This is a genomic window from Advenella kashmirensis WT001 (genome assembly GCF_000219915.2).
Lineage (GTDB): Bacteria > Pseudomonadota > Gammaproteobacteria > Burkholderiales > Burkholderiaceae_B > Advenella > Advenella kashmirensis.
In genome coordinates this window covers 2,020,995-2,037,648 of sequence record NC_017964.1, presented here as the reverse complement: position 1 = coordinate 2,037,648, position 16,654 = coordinate 2,020,995, and the positions used below count along the sequence as shown (strand labels likewise).

Below are 16,654 nucleotides of genomic sequence, written 5' to 3'. Positions count from 1 at the left end.
CCCGAATGGCACTCATTATATATGCAGACTATGCACGTACCACTCAGTCAGGTTCTTTCTTGGGATCTGCTGGCGAGCTTCCTATGTACTCCTGCCATGCCACTTTGCTTTTTTTCAAATGCTTGCGCTTGAGGATACCGGCTTTGCGATGAGCCGCGCGACGCCGTCGCGACTCCATGGGATCAAAAGTCAGTTCGCGATACAGCTCCACCCGATCGCCTGCGCGAAGTATATGGTTGCGTGGCTTACGCAAGCCGAATACGCCTGTGTCCGCGATATCTGCCTGGCTAATATTGCACGCCTGCAAGACCCCGGAGGCCGTGATGGCATGCTCAATGGTGCTGCCACAAGGCAGCGTGACAGCAGAGATCCACACCTGACTCGCTGAATGTGCGTAGCAAATCGTAATGGTCATCTGTCCATCAGACATAAATCTGCTCGGCCCGCTTGGTAAAGGAGTCGATAAAGCTGTTGGCAATGCGATTGAATACCGGCCCCACCAGCATTTCCAGCGAACGGCTGTTGAATGTGTAATCAAGAGCAAACTGGACCTTACAGGCATCCGGCGCCAGGGTAATGAACTCCCAGGTGCCGTTGAGCGCCGAGAACGGCCCGTCAACCAGGTGCAGGTGGATTTTATCGGGGAAGTGATGGGTATTGCGCGTCGTGAACGTTTGCTTGAGTCCGGCAAAACTGATGGTGATGGAAGCCGTCATACCGGCATCGTCCGTCTCCAGGACCTGCGCCCCGCCACACCAGGGCATGAATTCTGGATACTTCTCTACATCTGCGACCAGCGCAAACATATCGGCAGCGGAGTATGGGAGCAATACGGAGCGATGAACAGTAGTGGACATGAAATTATGGACGACGTTGGATAAGTGACAAGGCAAAATACGCCTGCAGTGTAATCAACAAGCAGCACAAGCGGGTTGATTCAATTACAATTGCGTGAAATCATTGCATTTTGCGCGATTAAACAGATCCCTATTTTAACGGTCAAATCCATTTATAAAATCAAACATGAGTATTACCGACAATCGCAAGGCAACCCACGACTATTTCATTGAAGAGCGCTTCGAGGCTGGCATTGTCCTGGAAGGCTGGGAAGTCAAGTCCATCCGGGCCGGCCGCGTGCAACTGGGTGAGAGTTATGTCATTGTGCGCGACGGCGAATTGCAGTTGCTGAATATGCACGTCAGCCCGCTGGCGACCGCCTCAACGCATATTCATCCCAACGCCACCCGCACCCGCAAGTTGTTGCTGCATAAGAACGAGATTGACAAACTTATTGGCAAGGTGGAAATCCGTGGTTATACACTGGTGCCATTGAATCTGCACTTTCGCAACGGCAAAATCAAGCTGGAGTTTGGACTGGGCAAAGGCAAAAAGCTGCACGACAAGCGCGACAGCGCTCGCGACAAAGACTGGCAGCGTGAGAAGGAGCGTATTATGAAACACGATACGCGCAAACGCGATTCGTAAATCCGCCCCATTCAATAGTACGGCCCCTTTAACGTTCAACATAACGAAGGGAACAACCGGCACAGCCGCACCGGGCACAGGACGCCTATCCTGTTCGCCAGGGCAATCCACAGTCAGAGGCAGGAAGCGAGCGCCCTCCTCGGCTCGCTGTGGCGCTAGCGGGTCGGCCCAGGGGGAGTCAGACCGGCACCGCCCTGATTAGCATGCCCTGTAGCCTTGACCACCGTCATGGCAGAAGCAATCAAACCGCCCATATCAGCCAGATTGGCCGGCAGAATGAGCGTGTTTCCTTCCTTGGCCACATTCGCAAACGCATCAACATAGTTTTCTGCAACACGCAGGTTTACCGCTGCCATGCCGCCGGGCTGTTCAATGGCGTGCGCCACCTGTTCGATCGCCTGCGCAGTGGCTTCTGCGATGGCAATCACCGCTGCCGCTTCACCCTGGGCCTGGTTGATCTGAGCCTGCTTCTCACCTTCAGAACGAGCAATCGCCGCTTCCCGTTCACCGGTCGCAATATTGATTTGTTCCTGCCTGCGTCCCTCAGAGGCGGCTATCAGGCGCGTTTTTCACGCTCTGCGGTAATCTGGGCCTGCATGGCACGCAAAATCTCATTGGGCGGTGTCAGGTCCTTGATCTCATAACGCAGCACCTTGACCCCCCAGTTGGTAGCCGCTTCATCCAGTGAAGCCACGATGGTGCTGTTGATGGCATCCCGCTCTTCAAAGGTTTTGTCCAGCTCCATTCGCCCGATGACCGAGCGCAGGGTAGTTTGCGCCAGTTGCGTGATGGCCGAGATGTAATTTGACGAGCCATAAGAGGCAAGCATGGGATCGGTCACTTGGAAGTAAATTACGCCATCGACCTGCAACTGGGTATTGTCCCTGGTAATGCAAATCTGGCTGGGCACATCCAGCGGTATTTCCTTGAGCGAGTGCTTGTAGGCAACCCGGTCAACAAAGGGAATAATAAAACGGGCGCCGGCGATAAGGTGCGGTCATACCGGCCCAGCCGCTCAATAATCCACGCATTCTGTTGCGGTACGATGGCAATGGACTTGACCAGGAATACCAGCACCAATACAACCAGTATGGCGAGAAAGATAATCGACGTATCCATAATTTGACTCCTGAACTACGCGCTGCTTGATGTAAGAGGTTCCGATGCAGGTGCCACGACAAACACGATGCCGTCAACATCAACAATACGATAGCTGCCGGTAACCGGCGTGCCACTGACGGCGGGGTCCAGCCGTACCTGCCACTTCGCACCACGGTATTGAACCACAGCGGTTTTCATGGGAGACCAGTCCGCGACGTGCACAATCTGGCCAATGTCCAGATTGACATCGGTATTTCGACTGGCACCATGGCGCGCGCCCCGTTTAACAAAGCCACTAGATTTGAGAATAAAGAAACCGACGATACCCAGCACACTGAAGGCCAGCAATTGCCAGGCAAGCTCGCCGCCCAGCCAGGCCACCACTCCGGCGCCGCAGCGGCGACCGCGACCAGCAACAGGAAAAAAGTACCTGTGAGCAGCTCAAGAATAAGCGCGATGGCCGCAACAACAAACCAGATCCACATGATCGCTTTCCTGCAACAGATGCGTGCCACAATAGCCCGCATACAGAAGCACGGCCGCCATCAGGCGACTGCCGCACTTCCGACCACTATCAATTGATACCGAGCAATTCCACTTCAAAGACCAGCGTCGCATTCGGTGGAATGACGCCGCCTGCGCCACGCGCACCATAACCGAGTTCAGCCGGGATAGTCAGTTTGCGAGTGCCGCCCACTTTCATGCCCTGTACGCCCTGGTCCCAGCCTTTGATTACATGGCCAGCGCCCAGCGGAAATGAAAAGGGCTGCCCACGGTCCTTGCTGGAATCGAATTTCTGGCCATTGTCCTTGAGCCAGCCGGTGTAATGTACCGACACCTGTTGGCCGCTTTTTGCTTCTTCGCCATTGCCTTGGGTGACATCTTCAATAATAAGTTCGCTCACGTGTATCTTCCTGAATACGGGGTAAAACTCAAGTGTACCGTAAGTCGCTGGTGCATTCGACAAAAAGGCCCGAAAACAGTGGGGATTGGCATCCATAACAAAACGGGCACCTTGTCCTGATTTGCAATCAGAAAAAGGTGCCCGCAAAGGCCCGGGCCGCTGCCCTCAGACAGCGGGTTGATGCTGGTCAGGTTTATTTGGCCAGTTTCTGCCAGGTATCGACAACCGTATCCGGATTCAGAGACATCGTCAGAATGCCCTGATCTTTGAGCCATACAGCCAGATCCGGGTGGTCGCTGGGGCCCTGGCCGCAAATACCAACGTATTTATTGGCCTTCAGACACGCCTGGATCGCCCGTTGCAGCATAAATTGCACTGCCGGATCGCGCTCGTCAAAATCGGCTGCCAGCAGTTCCATGCCCGAATCGCGATCCAGCCCCAGCGTAAGCTGGGTCATGTCGTTGGAACCAATAGAGAAACCATCGAAATATTCCAGGAACTGCTCAGCCAAAATAGCGTTGGATGGCACTTCGCACATCATGATGACACGCAGGCCGTTTTCGCCGCGCTTCAGGCCGTTATCTGCCAGCAGGCCGACAACTTTTTCCGCCTGATTCAGTGTGCGCACGAACGGAACCATGATTTCAACGTTGGTCAGCCCCATATCATCGCGAACAAAGCGCAGCGCTTCGCATTCCATGCGGAAGCACTCGGCAAAATCCTCGGAAATGTAGCGCGAAGCACCGCGAAAGCCCAGCATCGGGTTCTCTTCCTCGGGCTCATAGCGGGAGCCGCCCACCAACTTGCGATACTCATTGGACTTGAAGTCGGACAGACGCACAATAACCGGCTTGGGATAAAACGCAGCCGCGATCGTTGCAATACCTTCTGCCAGTTTTTCAACAAAGAAGGCGCGCGGGCTGGCATAGCCACGAGCGGCCGATTCCACCGCTTTCTTCAGTTCTGCATCAATGTTTGGATAGTCCAGCACCGCCTTCGGATGCACATTGATATTGTTGTTGATGATAAATTCCAGACGGGCCAGACCCACACCCCCGTTGGGAATTTGGGAGAAGTCAAAAGCCAGTTGCGGATTACCCACGTTCATCATGATCTTGACCGGGATCTCGGGCATATCTCCGCGACGCACTTCTTCAACTTCGGTTTCAAGAAAACCGTCATAAATGCGACCCTCGTCGCCTTCAGCGCAGGAGACTGTGACTTCGGCGCCTTCCTTGAGGTCTTCTGTTGCCGTTGCGCATCCGACAACGGCGGGGATGCCCAATTCACGGGCAATAATTGCCGCATGGCAGGTACGGCCGCCACGGTTGGTGACAATAGCCGCTGCGCGCTTCATGACTGGCTCCCAGTTCGGGTCTGTCATATCGGTAACCAGCACATCGCCGGCCTGCACCTGATCCATATCGTTAATGTCGGAAACGACACGAACCTTGCCTGAACCGATTTTCTGGCCGATAGCGCGACCGGTAATCAGGACCTTGCCGGTCGCTTTCAGTTTATAGCGCAACTGGACATCGTTGCCGGTTTGCTGCGACTTCACGGTTTCTGGGCGAGCCTGCAGAATATAGAGTTTGCCATCGATGCCATCGCGGCCCCATTCGATATCCATGGGGCGCTGGTAGTGCTTTTCGATGATGACCGCGTAACGGGCCAGCTCGATCACTTCATCGTCGGTCAGTGAATAACGGTTGCGTTCGGAAACCGGTACCTCGACGGTGCTGACCGCATTCTCGCCGGGCTTGCGCTCGCCGTTAAATTCCATTTTGATCAGTTTTGAACCGATACGACGCCCGACGATGGGGTATTTTCCGGACGCCAGTGTGGTTTTGAAAACATAGAATTCGTCCGGGTTGACGGCGCCCTGCACCACGGTTTCACCGAGGCCGTAGGAAGATGTGATAAACACGACATCGTTAAAACCAGACTCGGTGTCAAGCGTAAACATTACACCGGCACTGCCCTTGTCGGAACGCACCATGCGCTGGATACCAGCCGACAATGCTACGTCTGCGTGAGCATAGCCTTTGTGGACACGGTAGGAAATAGCGCGGTCGTTATACAGTGATGCGAATACGTGACGGATTTTATCCAGTACATCGTCAATACCGGCAACGTTCAGGAACGTTTCCTGCTGACCGGCAAAAGAGGCATCGGGCAAATCCTCTGCGGTGGCAGATGAACGCACGGCAAATGAACCCTTGCCATCGGCATCGAGCTCGGCGTAGGATTGGCGGATCTGTTTTTCGAATTCGTCAGAGAATGGGGCCTCGGTAATCCATCCGCGGATTTCTGCACCGGCCTGGGCCAGTTCGCGGACATCTTCAGGGTTAAGCGAGGTCAGACGATCAGCAATACGCTTGTCCAGCCCGGACGTTTTGAGAAAATCGCGGAAGGCGTCGGCCGTGGTGGCAAAACCGCCAGGCACGCGCACCCCGGCATTGGCCAACTGGCTGATCATTTCGCCGAGCGAGGCATTTTTCCCGCCGACAGAGTCAACATCCGACATGCGGAGTTTCTCGAATGGAACAACATACGACATTTAAGTCACCCTTAGATTAAAATGAAAGCTTATTTGATTAAAAAATGCACGCTTTTCTAATCAAATAAGCCTGAAACTATCGGCCAGGTACAAAGTACCATGATTGTACCGTCTTTTTCTACACTCACAGGATCAAATTGGAACATGTCAGAATCACAAAAAAAACGGACGGTTTTCATCGTATCAGACGGCACGGGCATTACGGCAGAGACCTTCAGTCACTCCGTTTTATCGCAATTTAGCGCTGATTTCGATTTCACGCTGTTACGCGAGCCTTTTATCACCTCCGAGGAAAAAGCCGCCAAGGTTGCCGAAAAAATCAATGCTGCTGCCCTGGCTGAAAATACGCCACCGCTACTGTTCAGCACATTGGTCAAACCCGAAATTCTGGCTGTGGTGCAGCAATCGAATTGCATCTTTCTGGATATCTTTGGCGCCTGCGTCAGTCAGCTTGAAACCGCGCTGGAAACCAAATCGCGCCCGACCATTGGTTTGTCGCACTTGAGCGCCAGCTCCAAACAATATCGCAACCGTATCGAGGCCATTAACTTTACGCTGGCGCATGACGACGGTCAGTTTATACACGGCTTGAAGGAAGCAGACGTCATTTTGGTGGGTGTGTCACGTTGTGGCAAGACCCCCACCAGCCTCTACCTTGCCATGCAATACGCCATCAAGGCAGCCAATTTCCCCTTGATTCCGGAGGATTTTGAACGCGGCGCGCTGCCCAAAACGCTGCAACCGTATCGCAACAAGCTGTTCGGGCTGTCGATTCAGCCCGATCGCCTTTCCGAGGTCCGGCACGAGCGCCGTCCAGACAGCCAATATGCGTCGATCAAACAGTGTTTGTATGAGGTCGCCGAAGCCGAACGCCTGATGAGGCGCGAAGGCATCGAATGGCTATCGACAACGACCAAATCCATTGAGGAAATTTCAACCACGGTTATCCAGATCCTGGGGCTCAAATCCAACTCATCGGCAACCTATTGATGTCTGACAATGGGCACCCGCCGGCAAGGGATTGATCAGGCCTGCATATGCTGCGTCGTTGCTCGAATAACAGGATGGCTGCCGCAACCGCGGCGTTGAGCGATTCCACGGCGTTACTCTGCGGGATAAAAATGCACTGATCGGCATCGGCCAGAATATCCGGATGGACGCCCTGCCCTTCATTGCCAACGACCCACAGGCAATCCGCTGGCAAAACGCCGCTATACAGGCTGCGCGCGCCGGGCCCAAGCGAAGACGCCAGAACCGGCATATCCAGCCGGGCCCTGATGTCGGGAAAGTGCTGGTGCTCGTGAATCTCCAGCGCAAAATGGGCGCCCTGCGCACTGCGCAGCACCTTGGGAGACCAGGCACCCACACATCCGACCGAAAGCAATACGTCCCGGACACCGGCGGCAGCGGCCGTTCGCAAAATGGTGCCAAGATTGCCCGGGTCCTGCAGACGATCGAGCCACAGGGCAGTAGTCGCAAGCCGTGTAATAGCGGCCGGGATGGGACGCGTCGCGACAAACATGATACCTTGCGGTGTCTGCACCGTGGCAATGGCGTTAAATAATGCATCGGCCAGCAAGTACTGGCGCGCAGCTTCGTTTGCCGCAAGCAGGCGCGCGATATCGGGATGATCGACCGCAGAGCCCTGAACCAGCACTGACTCAGGCGGGCCGTAGCGCTTGAGCCACTCCTCGCACAGGTGCACGCCTTCGAGCAGGATGCGGGTCTTGTCCCGTCCTGCCGCTACTTTCATGCCCTGCCGGACCACTAAATTGTCTTTTGACTGAATCTGTTTCATAAAAAAATATCCCTGCCTTAGCAGGGATATTAACGTATTTCTGGTGCAGACCGGACATGCCTGCCTGCGCTTGCATTTAAACGACGTCGGGCGATTTGTTGCCGTCAAAATCGGTCCAGTATCTTTCCTGGTAGTTATACAGTTTGCACGCCTTGATGGTGCGAAAGTACCATGACCAGCTGAACATCTGAATGACGATCCGGCTGGGCAACATGTCTTCCAGCGTTTTCTGCGCTTTTTTAAGCTTGTACAACGGGATACTCATGTCAACGTGGTGCGCGGTGTGCTCCATGATATGGTGCATGAGCGCACCGAACTTGAACCGGAACATCATGTGGACAGTCGTTGAAACAAAAGGCTGTGCTTTGGCCCAGACTGCACGGTTGTCATGCCAGACCACCCGGGTATGCGTGTGCTGAATGTATACCACGAAGCCGATCATGTAAAACCAGAACAGCAACGGAATCAACCAGGCAAAGGCCACCAGCATGAGGACGGATTGTCCGGTTGCATGTGCTGCGTAGATCACGCCGCCAAGCCAGGCCAGTCCGAAAATGCTTACCAGCAAGCCGTCCCAGAAGAACACCTTGCGCTGAGTACCCATATATCCCTTGCTGGGGAACATCATGCGGTTCCACCAGATCTCAATGATGTAGTAGATGCCGGCGCCAAGCGGACCGCGATAAACGCGTTCCATGAAACGCCCCATGGGTGACAGGGCGTCATATTCTTCTTTTGTCTTCGGGCACCAGACAAAATCCATGCCCTTCAGATTGGTAAAACCGTGGTGCACCACATTGTGCCCTACATCCCAAAGACTGTAGGGAGATACTGCGGGCAGAAAGGCGATACGGCCTATCCACTTATTGAGCTTGCGATGAGGCGTCAGACTTTGATGGCAGGCATCATGTCCGATAATGAACAAACGGCCAATCACGAAACCGGCCACCAATGCGCAAATCAGCTTGAGCCACCATGCAGACAGAAAGATGGTGCCGGCCAGCAGGGCCAAAAGCAAAGTGTAATCAACAAACAGCAGCAGAAACGCGCGAAACGTATTCTGCTGGGAGATGGGAATCAGCCAGCTGCGTATGATTTTCCGGTGCGGCAACTCTGCATCGGGCGCAATAGGGGTAAATTTCGTTTCCATTATGTGATTTTCATGTCGGGTGTCCCCGCAAATAGGCAGTGCATATTGTACTTGTAATAGGCTTCAGCCACGTGTCAATTTAATGCAATGTTATATTTAGTACACGTTTCAGGATAAAAAACCGATTTTCGGTGCATTCTGAAGCCAATTTACAGACATTTAAAGGCTCAATCAAACAAATTACACGCATGTATGTTGAGAGAATAACTCCAATTTTACGCCAAAACGCCCTCGTTTGTCTGTAACGATATAAGGGTTCGAACTGGCGCAAATGTACTACGATGCACCGGACAGGGTCCGTGCACTTTCAGTCGAGCCAGATGCAGCGCGGTGCCATAGCCTTTATGCTGATCAAATGCATATTGAGGATACTGAACATGCAATTGCAGCAGTTGCGCATCCCTGGCTGTTTTTGCCAATATGGATGCAGCGGAAATGCATGCATGCAAGGCATCACCTTTGATCACGGCGTGGCATGGCACACCCAGCCCCTTTGGTACCTGGTTCCCGTCAATCAATACCAATTCTGCGCGCTGTTGGTCATAAGAAGCCCCCAGCCCTTCGAATGCACGTCTCATGGCCAGCATGGTGGCGCCCAGAATATTCAACTGGTCTATTTCCGCAACGCTGGCGCTGGCGATGGACCAAGCCAGCGCTTTGTCACGAATGCGCAGTGCCAGGCTTTCACGCTTGGCTGCGGTCAGTGTTTTTGAGTCAGCCAGCCCATTGATACGACGGCCAGGATCCAGAATAACTGCGGCAGCGAAGACATCCCCGGCCAACGGCCCCCTGCCCGCTTCGTCGATACCCGCAGTCATGCGCGGCAAAGGCAGATTGCCAAACAAAGAGAGGTCAGCCGTTCGCTGTCGCAAGAATCGCCTCCGCAGCCAGTGTTGCCGTGTCGCGATTGAGCTCGCGATGCAACTGGCGAAATTTCGCTTCGGTTTGTTCAATATATGTTGTGTCAGTCAGTGCCCGTACGCATGCGTTAGCCAGATTAACGGGAGTGGCCGCTTCCTGCAGCAACTCGGGCACCGCGAATTCACGCAGCAGCACATTGGGCAGGCCAACCCACGGCAGCGTAGGCCCCGCCTGACCGGCTTTCCACTCCATCAGCCGTCGCATCAGCGGTGTAAGCACATAGGAAATAACCATGGGTCGCTGAAATAGCGCAGTTTCCAGTGTCGCCGTGCCACTGGCAACCAGCGCCGCGTCGCACGCCTCCATAATGTCCCAGGCGATGGGCTGATCAGCCACACGACTGCGAAAACACTGCAGGTTTTTCACTGGATGGCGTTCGGCAATCGCATTGAACTGGGCCTGACGGGCCTCATTGACCAGTGGCACAATAAACCGCAGCGACGGGTCGTCTTTTTGCAGCAGACTCGCCGCCTGCAAAAAGCGCGGAGCCAGCTCGGCTATTTCCGAGGCGCGGCTGCCGGGCAAAATGGCCAGTACGGCACCGTCCGGGTCCATGCCCAGCCGTAGTCGCGCTCGTATTTTATCGGGTTGCGCCGGAATCTGCGCAGCCAGCGGATGGCCGACATAGGTTACCGGTACGCCTTCCTTGCGATAGATTTCTTCCTCAAAGGGAAACAGCACCAGCATGTGGGACACGGCGGCGCGGATCTTGTGAATTCTTTCGTAGCGCCATGCCCAAATGGATGGTCCGACAAAATGAACAGTTGGAATGCCGCGCTGGCGAAGATGGTGCTCAAGACGAAGATTAAAATCGGGCGCGTCTACACCAACAAAGACGTCCGGCCTCAGCTTCAGTACCGAGGAACGAAAACGCAAATGCGTATGGATAAGCCGGGGGAGGTTTTTGAGCGCATCTACATATCCGAATACGGACAGATCGTCCATCGGATACAGCAACTGCATGCCCTGCTGCTGCATCTCAGGACCACCGATTCCCGAGACCTGCAGCCCCGGATCGCGCGCGCGAATACCTTGTATGATCCTGGAGGCGAGCAGATCACCGGAAGGTTCGCCCGCCACCATCGACAAGACCAGACTCATCCCCGGCTAACGCCACGCGAGGCTGTTTCGAAGAAGCTCACGAACGGATCGAGCACGCTGGCGGTATCAGGATGATCCTGCTGATAGCGCACGATTTCCTCGGCAGCGTCAGCCGTACTCAGCTTGCGCATATAAATGATCTTATAGGCGTCTTTGATGGCATGAATCTGTTCTGGCGTGAATCCGCGACGCTTTAGCCCTTCGGAATTGATACCCGCGGGTCGATAGGGTTGGCCAGCGCCCAGAATATAAGGAGGAATGTCCTGGCGAATTGCACTCATGCCGCCGGTCATGGAGTGGGCACCAATATGAATGTATTGATGTGCAGCGGAGCTGCCGCCAACAATGGCCCAGTCGTCAATATGAATGTGGCCGGCCAGTTGCACGGAATTGGCCAGAATGGTGTGGCTGCCGATCTGGCAATCATGAGCGATATGTACGTACGCCATGATCCAGTTGTCATCCCCCAGGCGAGTGGTACCCACATCCTGTGCCGTCCCGGTATTGATGGTCACAAACTCGCGGATAGTGTTGCAATCGCCAATTTCCAGCGACGTTTGTTCACCTGAATATTTCTTGTCCTGCGGGTTGCCGCCGATCGAACAAAAACGGTAGAACACATTGTTTTTGCCAATTGTTGTCAGACCATCTATGACGCAATGTTCGCCAACAACGGTGCCCTCACCGATAGTGACGTTGCTGTGGATAATGGAATAGGCGCCCACCTTCACCGAAGGATGCAGTTTTGCGCCATCATGAATAATGGCGGTGGAATCAATAAGTTTGGTCATTGCTCGTCCAGATCACGAATCGCGCACATAATCGCAGCTTCAGCTACAACTGCCCCGTCCACGGTGGCACGCGCGCTGTATTTACAGATGACTTTGCTGACGCGGTCAGCAGTAACCTCCAGCTGAAGCTGGTCCCCCGGAACCACCGGCTTGCGAAAACGCGCACCGTCTACACCCACCAGGTAATAGGCTTGCGCGAAATATCCTGTTTGCAGGAGCCATCTTCTTCTGCAAAAGAAAATATCGCCGCAGCCTGAGCCAGCGCTTCAATAATCAGCACTCCGGGCATGACGGGCCGACCGGGAAAATGCCCGTTGAAAAACGGCTCGTTAATGGTGACATTCTTGATGGCAATAATGCTTTTTCCAGGTACCATTTCCAGGACTCTGTCTACAAGCAGCATAGGATAGCGATGTGGAAGCCGCGCCATAATGCTTTGAATATCTACTTGCATGAATAATCCTGTAATTAAAATCTATGGTTATAGGGATGGGGGTATTTTAGACAATTTCACCGAAAAATAGCGAGCCTTCGGCAACGATCGGGATATTAGGGCTTTTCGAGATCGCGGATGCGGCGGCGCAATTGAGCCAGCTGCAACAGGACCGCGGCATTTTTCTGCCATACGGTATGTTCGGCCATCGGAAAGACGCCTGTATAGCGCCCCGGCTTGCTGATATCGGACATGACACTCGTCGCGCCGGAAATGTGCACATCGTCGCCCAGTGTAATGTGTCCCGACAGCATGGCCGCACCAGCAATAGTGCAGCGTTTGCCGATGGTCGTAGAACCTGCGATTCCCACGCAGCCGGCCATCGCCGTATGGTCGCCAATCTGCACGTTGTGCCCGAGCATGATCAGATTATCCAGCTTCACGTCATTGCCGATGACGGTATCGTCCAGCGCACCGCGGTCGATCGTCGTATTGGCGCCAACCTCAACATCGTTGCCAAGAACGACGCCGCCAAACTGGATTATTTTGGACCAGCCACCTGGCTCGCGCGTAGCGTCCGGGGCAAAACCGAAGCCGTCAGCACCCAATACCGCGCCACTGTGGATAATGCAGCGCTCGCCCAGGCGAACATCGGCATAAAACGTCACGCGGGCATGTAGCAGGCTCTCGGCACCGATATGACAATCACGGCCAATAACGCACGCGGGGCCAATGGTGACGCCGTCGCCGATCTGCACGTTTTCTTCGATGACGACATGCGGACCGATGGCAACGTTATTGCCGATGCGGGCGCTTTCGTGGATAACGGCCGTTGGATGGATGTTGCGCGACAGCCCTGCCAGGCGCTGTTTTTCAAACCATTGACTCAGGCGGGAATACAGCAGGTATGGATCTTCGCAGCAGACCACCAGAAATGGTGTTTGCGATGGGAGGTGCTCAAGTGCCCGAGCTGGCAGCATAACCGCTGCGGCCTTGGTGGTGGCCAGTTGTTCGAAGAACTTGGGATTGGAAAGAAAACTGATGGATTGCACAGTGGCATGCGTCAGGGATGCGATGCCAGTGATGACCGGCATCGCCCTGCCCTGTGGATTTTTTATTTCCCACTCCAGACCTGTGTATCGGCTGCGCTAAGCAGGCGGTCCAGCGTTACCGCGTGAACAGTCTCAGGATCCTGCGCCATGTTTATTTACCGTTGTCGAGAGCTTTGATAACAGTATCGGTGATATCAATACGTGGACTGACAGTTACCGCATCCTGCACGATCAGATCGTAATTCTGTTTTTCAGCAATGTTTTTGATCGCTGCGTTTGCTTTCTCGACAATACCGGAAAAGGCTTCGTTACGGCGACGATTAAAGTCTTCCTGGAACTCGCGACGCTTGCGCTGCAGGTCGGTATCAAGATCGGACAGTTCGCGCTGGGCCTTGGTCCGATCAGCATCGGACATGACGGGCGCGTTCTTGTCGAAACTTTCGTATTTGGTGCGCAGCGTACCGGCCAGCTTCTGAAGTTCAGCATCGCGTTTTTTGAATTCGCCTTCGATTTTAGTCTGGGCGTCTTTCGCGGGTGCTGAATCGCGCAGGATCTTTTCCGTATTGACGAAACCAATTTTGATATTGGAAACCGGAGCACTTTCAGTCGCGGCTGATGCTGAAGACGCATTTGCCGGTTTTTTGTCTGCAGCTTTGCCGGCAGTTTGTGCAAATGCAACAGAAGATGCAGAAACGCCGAGCACAGTAGCCACAAGCAACTGGTTAATTGTGCGTTTGTTGAACTTCGTATGTGCCAAGCTAAAACTCATATACATTAACCTTCAGAGAAAAAATTGATTATAGCGTTAAAAAGCAGGCAATGACGTCTGCCGCCCGCTTGGGGCGACTGCAGACGTGTTACAGCAGACTACTTACGGCAATAGAATCAAAATGACGTACCAATCTGGAATTGGAATTTCTGCTTGTTATCACCAGGCTTGGGACTGATCGGATGGGCGTAAGAAATTTCCAACGGCCCCAACGGTGACTGCCAAGACAGACCCACACCGGCCGAATAACGCCAGCCGCAAGGATCTTCGACAATCCCGCCTTCATCAGCATTACCAGTGGTGCAGCTTGCCTTGCCTGTTGTTCCCACCTTACCAGCATCGGCAAAGACAAACCAGCGCAATGTGCGGTCATTATGCGTGCCGGGGAATGGAAGATACAATTGTACATTACCAACAACCCGGGTTGAGCCACCCAGATAATCCCCGGATACCGGATCGCGCGCACCCAGGGAAGCGCCTTCATAACCGCGCACCGAGCCGATACCACCGGCATAGATGTTCTTGATGACAGGGAATGGCTTGTCCTTGGACAGTGAACGACCATAGTCGGCACTCAGATTGAACGCCAGCGTGTAGTCCTTGCCCAGGGGCAGGTAATACTGCTGTTGAGCGCTTAACATATAATATTTCAGGTCACCCACGCCCAGTGTACCTTGTACGGAGCTCAGATAGCCGCGCGTTGGTGCCAGCGCATTGTCACGGGTATCCTTTCTCCAGCCCAGATTGAGCATCAGCACATTGGTAGACTCGCCATAATCATCTACAAAGTCACGATACGCCTTGGGAATCAGATAGCCGGAGTTTTCGCCCGGCAAAGTAATTTTGCTGTTCTCGAATGTAGCGCCCATGATAATCCGGTCATTTTCGGAAATAGGTACGCCAAAGTTCATGCCCAGGCCGATCGTACGGGTGCGGTAAGAATCTTCGTCCTGCTCAACGTTATAGTTTAGCGGTGTTTCGGTACGGTAATACAGCGAGGTCGTACGACTGATACCACTGGTTGTCCAGTAAGGGTCTGTGTGGGTCAGGCTGATATTACGTTGACGTTTGCTGGTATTGACCTGCAAACCAAGATCGGTGCCGGAACCAAAAACGTTTTCCTGGCTGATGCCTGCGGTAAACGACAGCTTGTCGGTAGTACCGTAGCCCACACCAAGATTGATCAGGCCTGTTGGTTTTTCCTTGACGTCTACATTCACGTCAACCTGGTCGTCTGTGCCGGCAACCGGCATCTGGGTTACGTCAACGCTGTTGAAATAACCCAGGCGATTGACCCGATCCTTGGATTGGGAAAGTCGGTTTTCGTCATACCATCCCGCTTCCTGCTGACGCATTTCACGACGGATAACTTCATCACGCGTACGTACGTTGCCGCCAATATTGATACGGTTTACATATACGCGGCGACCAGGATCCACAAAAAAGGTCAGGTCAGCTTCCTGGGTTTCCTTATCGGTCACCGGATTGGCATTAACGTTGGCAAACGCATAACCCAGACCACCCAGATAGCTCTTGATGGCATCGGTGGTTTTCTGTGCCCGTTCTTCACTGTACGTTTCACCGGGCTTGGGTTCGATCAGCGCCTGCAGTTCGTTGTTCAGCCCCATCAGATTCCCCGCCAGCTGTACTTTGCGCAGCTTGTACGGTTTGCCTTCGTTGACGGTCAGGTTGATTGAAATATCTTCACGATCAGGGGTGATATTGACCTGTGGCGAATCCATTGAAAAATCCAGATAGCCGCGATCAAGGTAATATTTGCGGATAGACTCAGTATCCTTATCCAGTTTTTCACGCGAATATTTGTCCGAACCTGTATACCAGGTCATATAACCCGGTGTGGTCATATCCATCTGGTCACGCAGTGTTCCTTCGGAAAACGCTTCATTACCTACAAAATGGATGTCCCGGATACGGGAAATGCTGCTTTCCTGCACATTAAAGCTGATGCCAACCCGATTATTGGGCAAAGGGGTGATGGCTGAATTGACTTCGGTACCGTAATGGCCCTTTGAAACATATTGCGAGCGGATCTCGTTTTTGGCGCGCTCAAGCAAGGCTTCATCATAAGCCCGACCTGCACCGAAGCCAACACCGGACAGTGTTTCAGTAATGGTTTTGCTATCGAATGCCTTCATTCCGTCGAACGTGACCGATGAAATAACCGGGCGCTCTACCACATTCACATATACGATACGGTTACGCGTGGAAATATTGACATCATTGAACAGGCCTGTGGCATAAAGCCGTTTGACCGAATCTGTGGCCTGCTCTTCTGTAAACTGTTTACCAACACGGGCTGGAACGTAATTGAACAGGGTAGCCGGATCGGTACTGCGCAATCCTTTTACCTGAATATCCTGCACCACGAATGGCGCAAATGCAAAAGATGCTTGCGGAAGAATGAGCATCGCGATCAGAGCCGGGATCGCTTTCTTTTTCATTGAACTAAGCTGTCTCAAAGACATTCGGACTTTCCTTGTGGATTCGGATATGCATAAGCGCTAAATTGTATGCCAGAACACAGCGTCTTGTCAGCAATTTTCCTTGTATGTTAATACGTTAGCGGCG

General features: G+C 53.5%; 13 protein-coding genes and 4 pseudogenes. 2 read left to right on the top strand and 15 right to left on the bottom strand.

The window, feature by feature from the left end; genetic code table 11:
• Window positions 1-43: 43 nt before the first annotated feature.
• Both TKWG_RS09520 and TKWG_RS09515 read right to left on the bottom strand, forming a co-directional pair.
• Window positions 44-430 carry an RnfH family protein gene (locus tag TKWG_RS09520; protein ID WP_014750633.1) on the bottom strand — a complete coding sequence of 129 codons (387 nt, stop codon included), beginning with the start codon at window positions 428-430 and terminating at the stop codon, window positions 44-46.
• A complete protein-coding gene (locus TKWG_RS09515; protein ID WP_041710055.1) occupies window positions 423-857 on the bottom strand; it encodes a type II toxin-antitoxin system RatA family toxin in 435 nt (144 codons plus the stop codon). The genes TKWG_RS09520 and TKWG_RS09515 overlap by 8 nt, the downstream gene beginning before the upstream one ends.
• A gap of 166 nt (window positions 858-1,023) precedes the next feature.
• On the opposite strand from TKWG_RS09515, the gene smpB reads away from it, so the two are divergent.
• Complete coding sequence (gene smpB / locus TKWG_RS09510; protein WP_014750631.1) at window positions 1,024-1,485, top strand: SsrA-binding protein SmpB; 462 nt, start codon at window positions 1,024-1,026, stop codon at window positions 1,483-1,485.
• Window positions 1,486-1,640: 155 nt separating this feature from the next.
• Here smpB and TKWG_RS09505 read toward each other — a convergent pair.
• The 4 genes and pseudogenes from TKWG_RS09505 to ppsA form a co-directional block, all read right to left on the bottom strand.
• A pseudogene (locus TKWG_RS09505) lies at window positions 1,641-2,604 on the bottom strand (SPFH domain-containing protein).
• Window positions 2,605-2,619: 15 nt separating this feature from the next.
• Window positions 2,620-3,071 (bottom strand): annotated as a pseudogene (locus TKWG_RS09500) (NfeD family protein).
• 89 nt (window positions 3,072-3,160) lie between these two features.
• Complete coding sequence (locus tag TKWG_RS09495; RefSeq protein WP_014750629.1) at window positions 3,161-3,490, bottom strand: FKBP-type peptidyl-prolyl cis-trans isomerase; 330 nt, start codon at window positions 3,488-3,490, stop codon at window positions 3,161-3,163.
• Between the two features lie 193 nt (window positions 3,491-3,683).
• Window positions 3,684-6,050: a phosphoenolpyruvate synthase gene (gene ppsA / locus TKWG_RS09490; RefSeq protein WP_014750628.1), complete on the bottom strand. Its 2,367-nt coding sequence runs from the start codon at window positions 6,048-6,050 to the stop codon at window positions 3,684-3,686.
• A gap of 144 nt (window positions 6,051-6,194) precedes the next feature.
• On the opposite strand from ppsA, the gene ppsR reads away from it, so the two are divergent.
• On the top strand, window positions 6,195-7,040 hold the full coding sequence (gene ppsR, locus TKWG_RS09485; RefSeq protein ID WP_014750627.1) for a posphoenolpyruvate synthetase regulatory kinase/phosphorylase PpsR: 846 nt from the start codon (window positions 6,195-6,197) through the stop codon (window positions 7,038-7,040).
• Here the strand turns inward: ppsR and TKWG_RS09480 are convergent.
• The 9 genes and pseudogenes from TKWG_RS09480 to bamA all read right to left on the bottom strand — a co-directional run bounded on the left by TKWG_RS09480 (window position 7,012) and on the right by bamA (window position 16,551).
• Complete coding sequence (locus tag TKWG_RS09480) at window positions 7,012-7,848, bottom strand: TrmH family RNA methyltransferase (protein WP_014750626.1); 837 nt, start codon at window positions 7,846-7,848, stop codon at window positions 7,012-7,014. The genes ppsR and TKWG_RS09480 overlap by 29 nt on opposite strands.
• Window positions 7,849-7,924: 76 nt before the next feature.
• Complete coding sequence (locus tag TKWG_RS09475) at window positions 7,925-8,998, bottom strand: fatty acid desaturase (RefSeq protein ID WP_014750625.1); 1,074 nt, start codon at window positions 8,996-8,998, stop codon at window positions 7,925-7,927.
• Between the two features lie 215 nt (window positions 8,999-9,213).
• Window positions 9,214-9,816 (bottom strand): ribonuclease HII, encoded by a 603-nt coding sequence (rnhB, locus tag TKWG_RS09470; protein WP_050981713.1) that lies wholly within the window; start codon window positions 9,814-9,816, stop codon window positions 9,214-9,216.
• Window positions 9,817-9,850: 34 nt separating this feature from the next.
• On the bottom strand, window positions 9,851-11,020 hold the full coding sequence (gene lpxB, locus TKWG_RS09465; RefSeq protein WP_014750623.1) for a lipid-A-disaccharide synthase: 1,170 nt from the start codon (window positions 11,018-11,020) through the stop codon (window positions 9,851-9,853).
• The gene (gene lpxA / locus TKWG_RS09460; protein WP_014750622.1) at window positions 11,017-11,811 is read right to left on the bottom strand and encodes an acyl-ACP--UDP-N-acetylglucosamine O-acyltransferase; all 795 of its coding nucleotides are present in this window, start codon (window positions 11,809-11,811) and stop codon (window positions 11,017-11,019) included. Before lpxA ends, lpxB begins: the two co-directional genes overlap by 4 nt.
• A pseudogene (gene fabZ / locus TKWG_RS09455) lies at window positions 11,808-12,265 on the bottom strand (3-hydroxyacyl-ACP dehydratase FabZ). Before fabZ ends, lpxA begins: the two are co-directional and overlap by 4 nt.
• Before the next feature lie 95 nt (window positions 12,266-12,360).
• Window positions 12,361-13,451, bottom strand: a pseudogene (lpxD, locus tag TKWG_RS09450) (UDP-3-O-(3-hydroxymyristoyl)glucosamine N-acyltransferase).
• Complete coding sequence (locus TKWG_RS09445) at window positions 13,448-14,065, bottom strand: OmpH family outer membrane protein (protein ID WP_014750620.1); 618 nt, start codon at window positions 14,063-14,065, stop codon at window positions 13,448-13,450. Before TKWG_RS09445 ends, lpxD begins: the two are co-directional and overlap by 4 nt.
• A gap of 116 nt (window positions 14,066-14,181) precedes the next feature.
• Window positions 14,182-16,551, bottom strand: a complete 2,370-nt coding sequence (gene bamA / locus TKWG_RS09440; protein ID WP_014750619.1) for an outer membrane protein assembly factor BamA — start codon at window positions 16,549-16,551, stop codon at window positions 14,182-14,184.
• Window positions 16,552-16,654: the final 103 nt, after the last annotated feature.

Bases quoted from the DNA above. Each gene is read 5' to 3' on its own strand.
- TKWG_RS09520 (WP_014750633.1), bottom strand. From the start codon at position 430: ATGTCTGATGGACAGATGACCATTACGATTTGCTACGCACATTCAGCG.
- TKWG_RS09515 (WP_041710055.1), bottom strand. From the start codon at position 857: ATGTCCACTACTGTTCATCGCTCCGTATTGCTCCCATACTCCGCTGCC.
- smpB (WP_014750631.1), top strand. From the start codon at position 1,024: ATGAGTATTACCGACAATCGCAAGGCAACCCACGACTATTTCATTGAA.
- ppsA (WP_014750628.1), bottom strand. From the start codon at position 6,050: ATGTCGTATGTTGTTCCATTCGAGAAACTCCGCATGTCGGATGTTGAC.
- ppsR (WP_014750627.1), top strand. From the start codon at position 6,195: ATGTCAGAATCACAAAAAAAACGGACGGTTTTCATCGTATCAGACGGC.
- TKWG_RS09480 (WP_014750626.1), bottom strand. From the start codon at position 7,848: ATGAAACAGATTCAGTCAAAAGACAATTTAGTGGTCCGGCAGGGCATG.
- TKWG_RS09475 (WP_014750625.1), bottom strand. From the start codon at position 8,998: ATGGAAACGAAATTTACCCCTATTGCGCCCGATGCAGAGTTGCCGCAC.
- rnhB (WP_050981713.1), bottom strand. From the start codon at position 9,816: ATGACTGCGGGTATCGACGAAGCGGGCAGGGGGCCGTTGGCCGGGGAT.
- lpxB (WP_014750623.1), bottom strand. From the start codon at position 11,020: ATGAGTCTGGTCTTGTCGATGGTGGCGGGCGAACCTTCCGGTGATCTG.
- lpxA (WP_014750622.1), bottom strand. From the start codon at position 11,811: ATGACCAAACTTATTGATTCCACCGCCATTATTCATGATGGCGCAAAA.
- TKWG_RS09445 (WP_014750620.1), bottom strand. From the start codon at position 14,065: ATGAGTTTTAGCTTGGCACATACGAAGTTCAACAAACGCACAATTAAC.
- bamA (WP_014750619.1), bottom strand. From the start codon at position 16,551: ATGTCTTTGAGACAGCTTAGTTCAATGAAAAAGAAAGCGATCCCGGCT.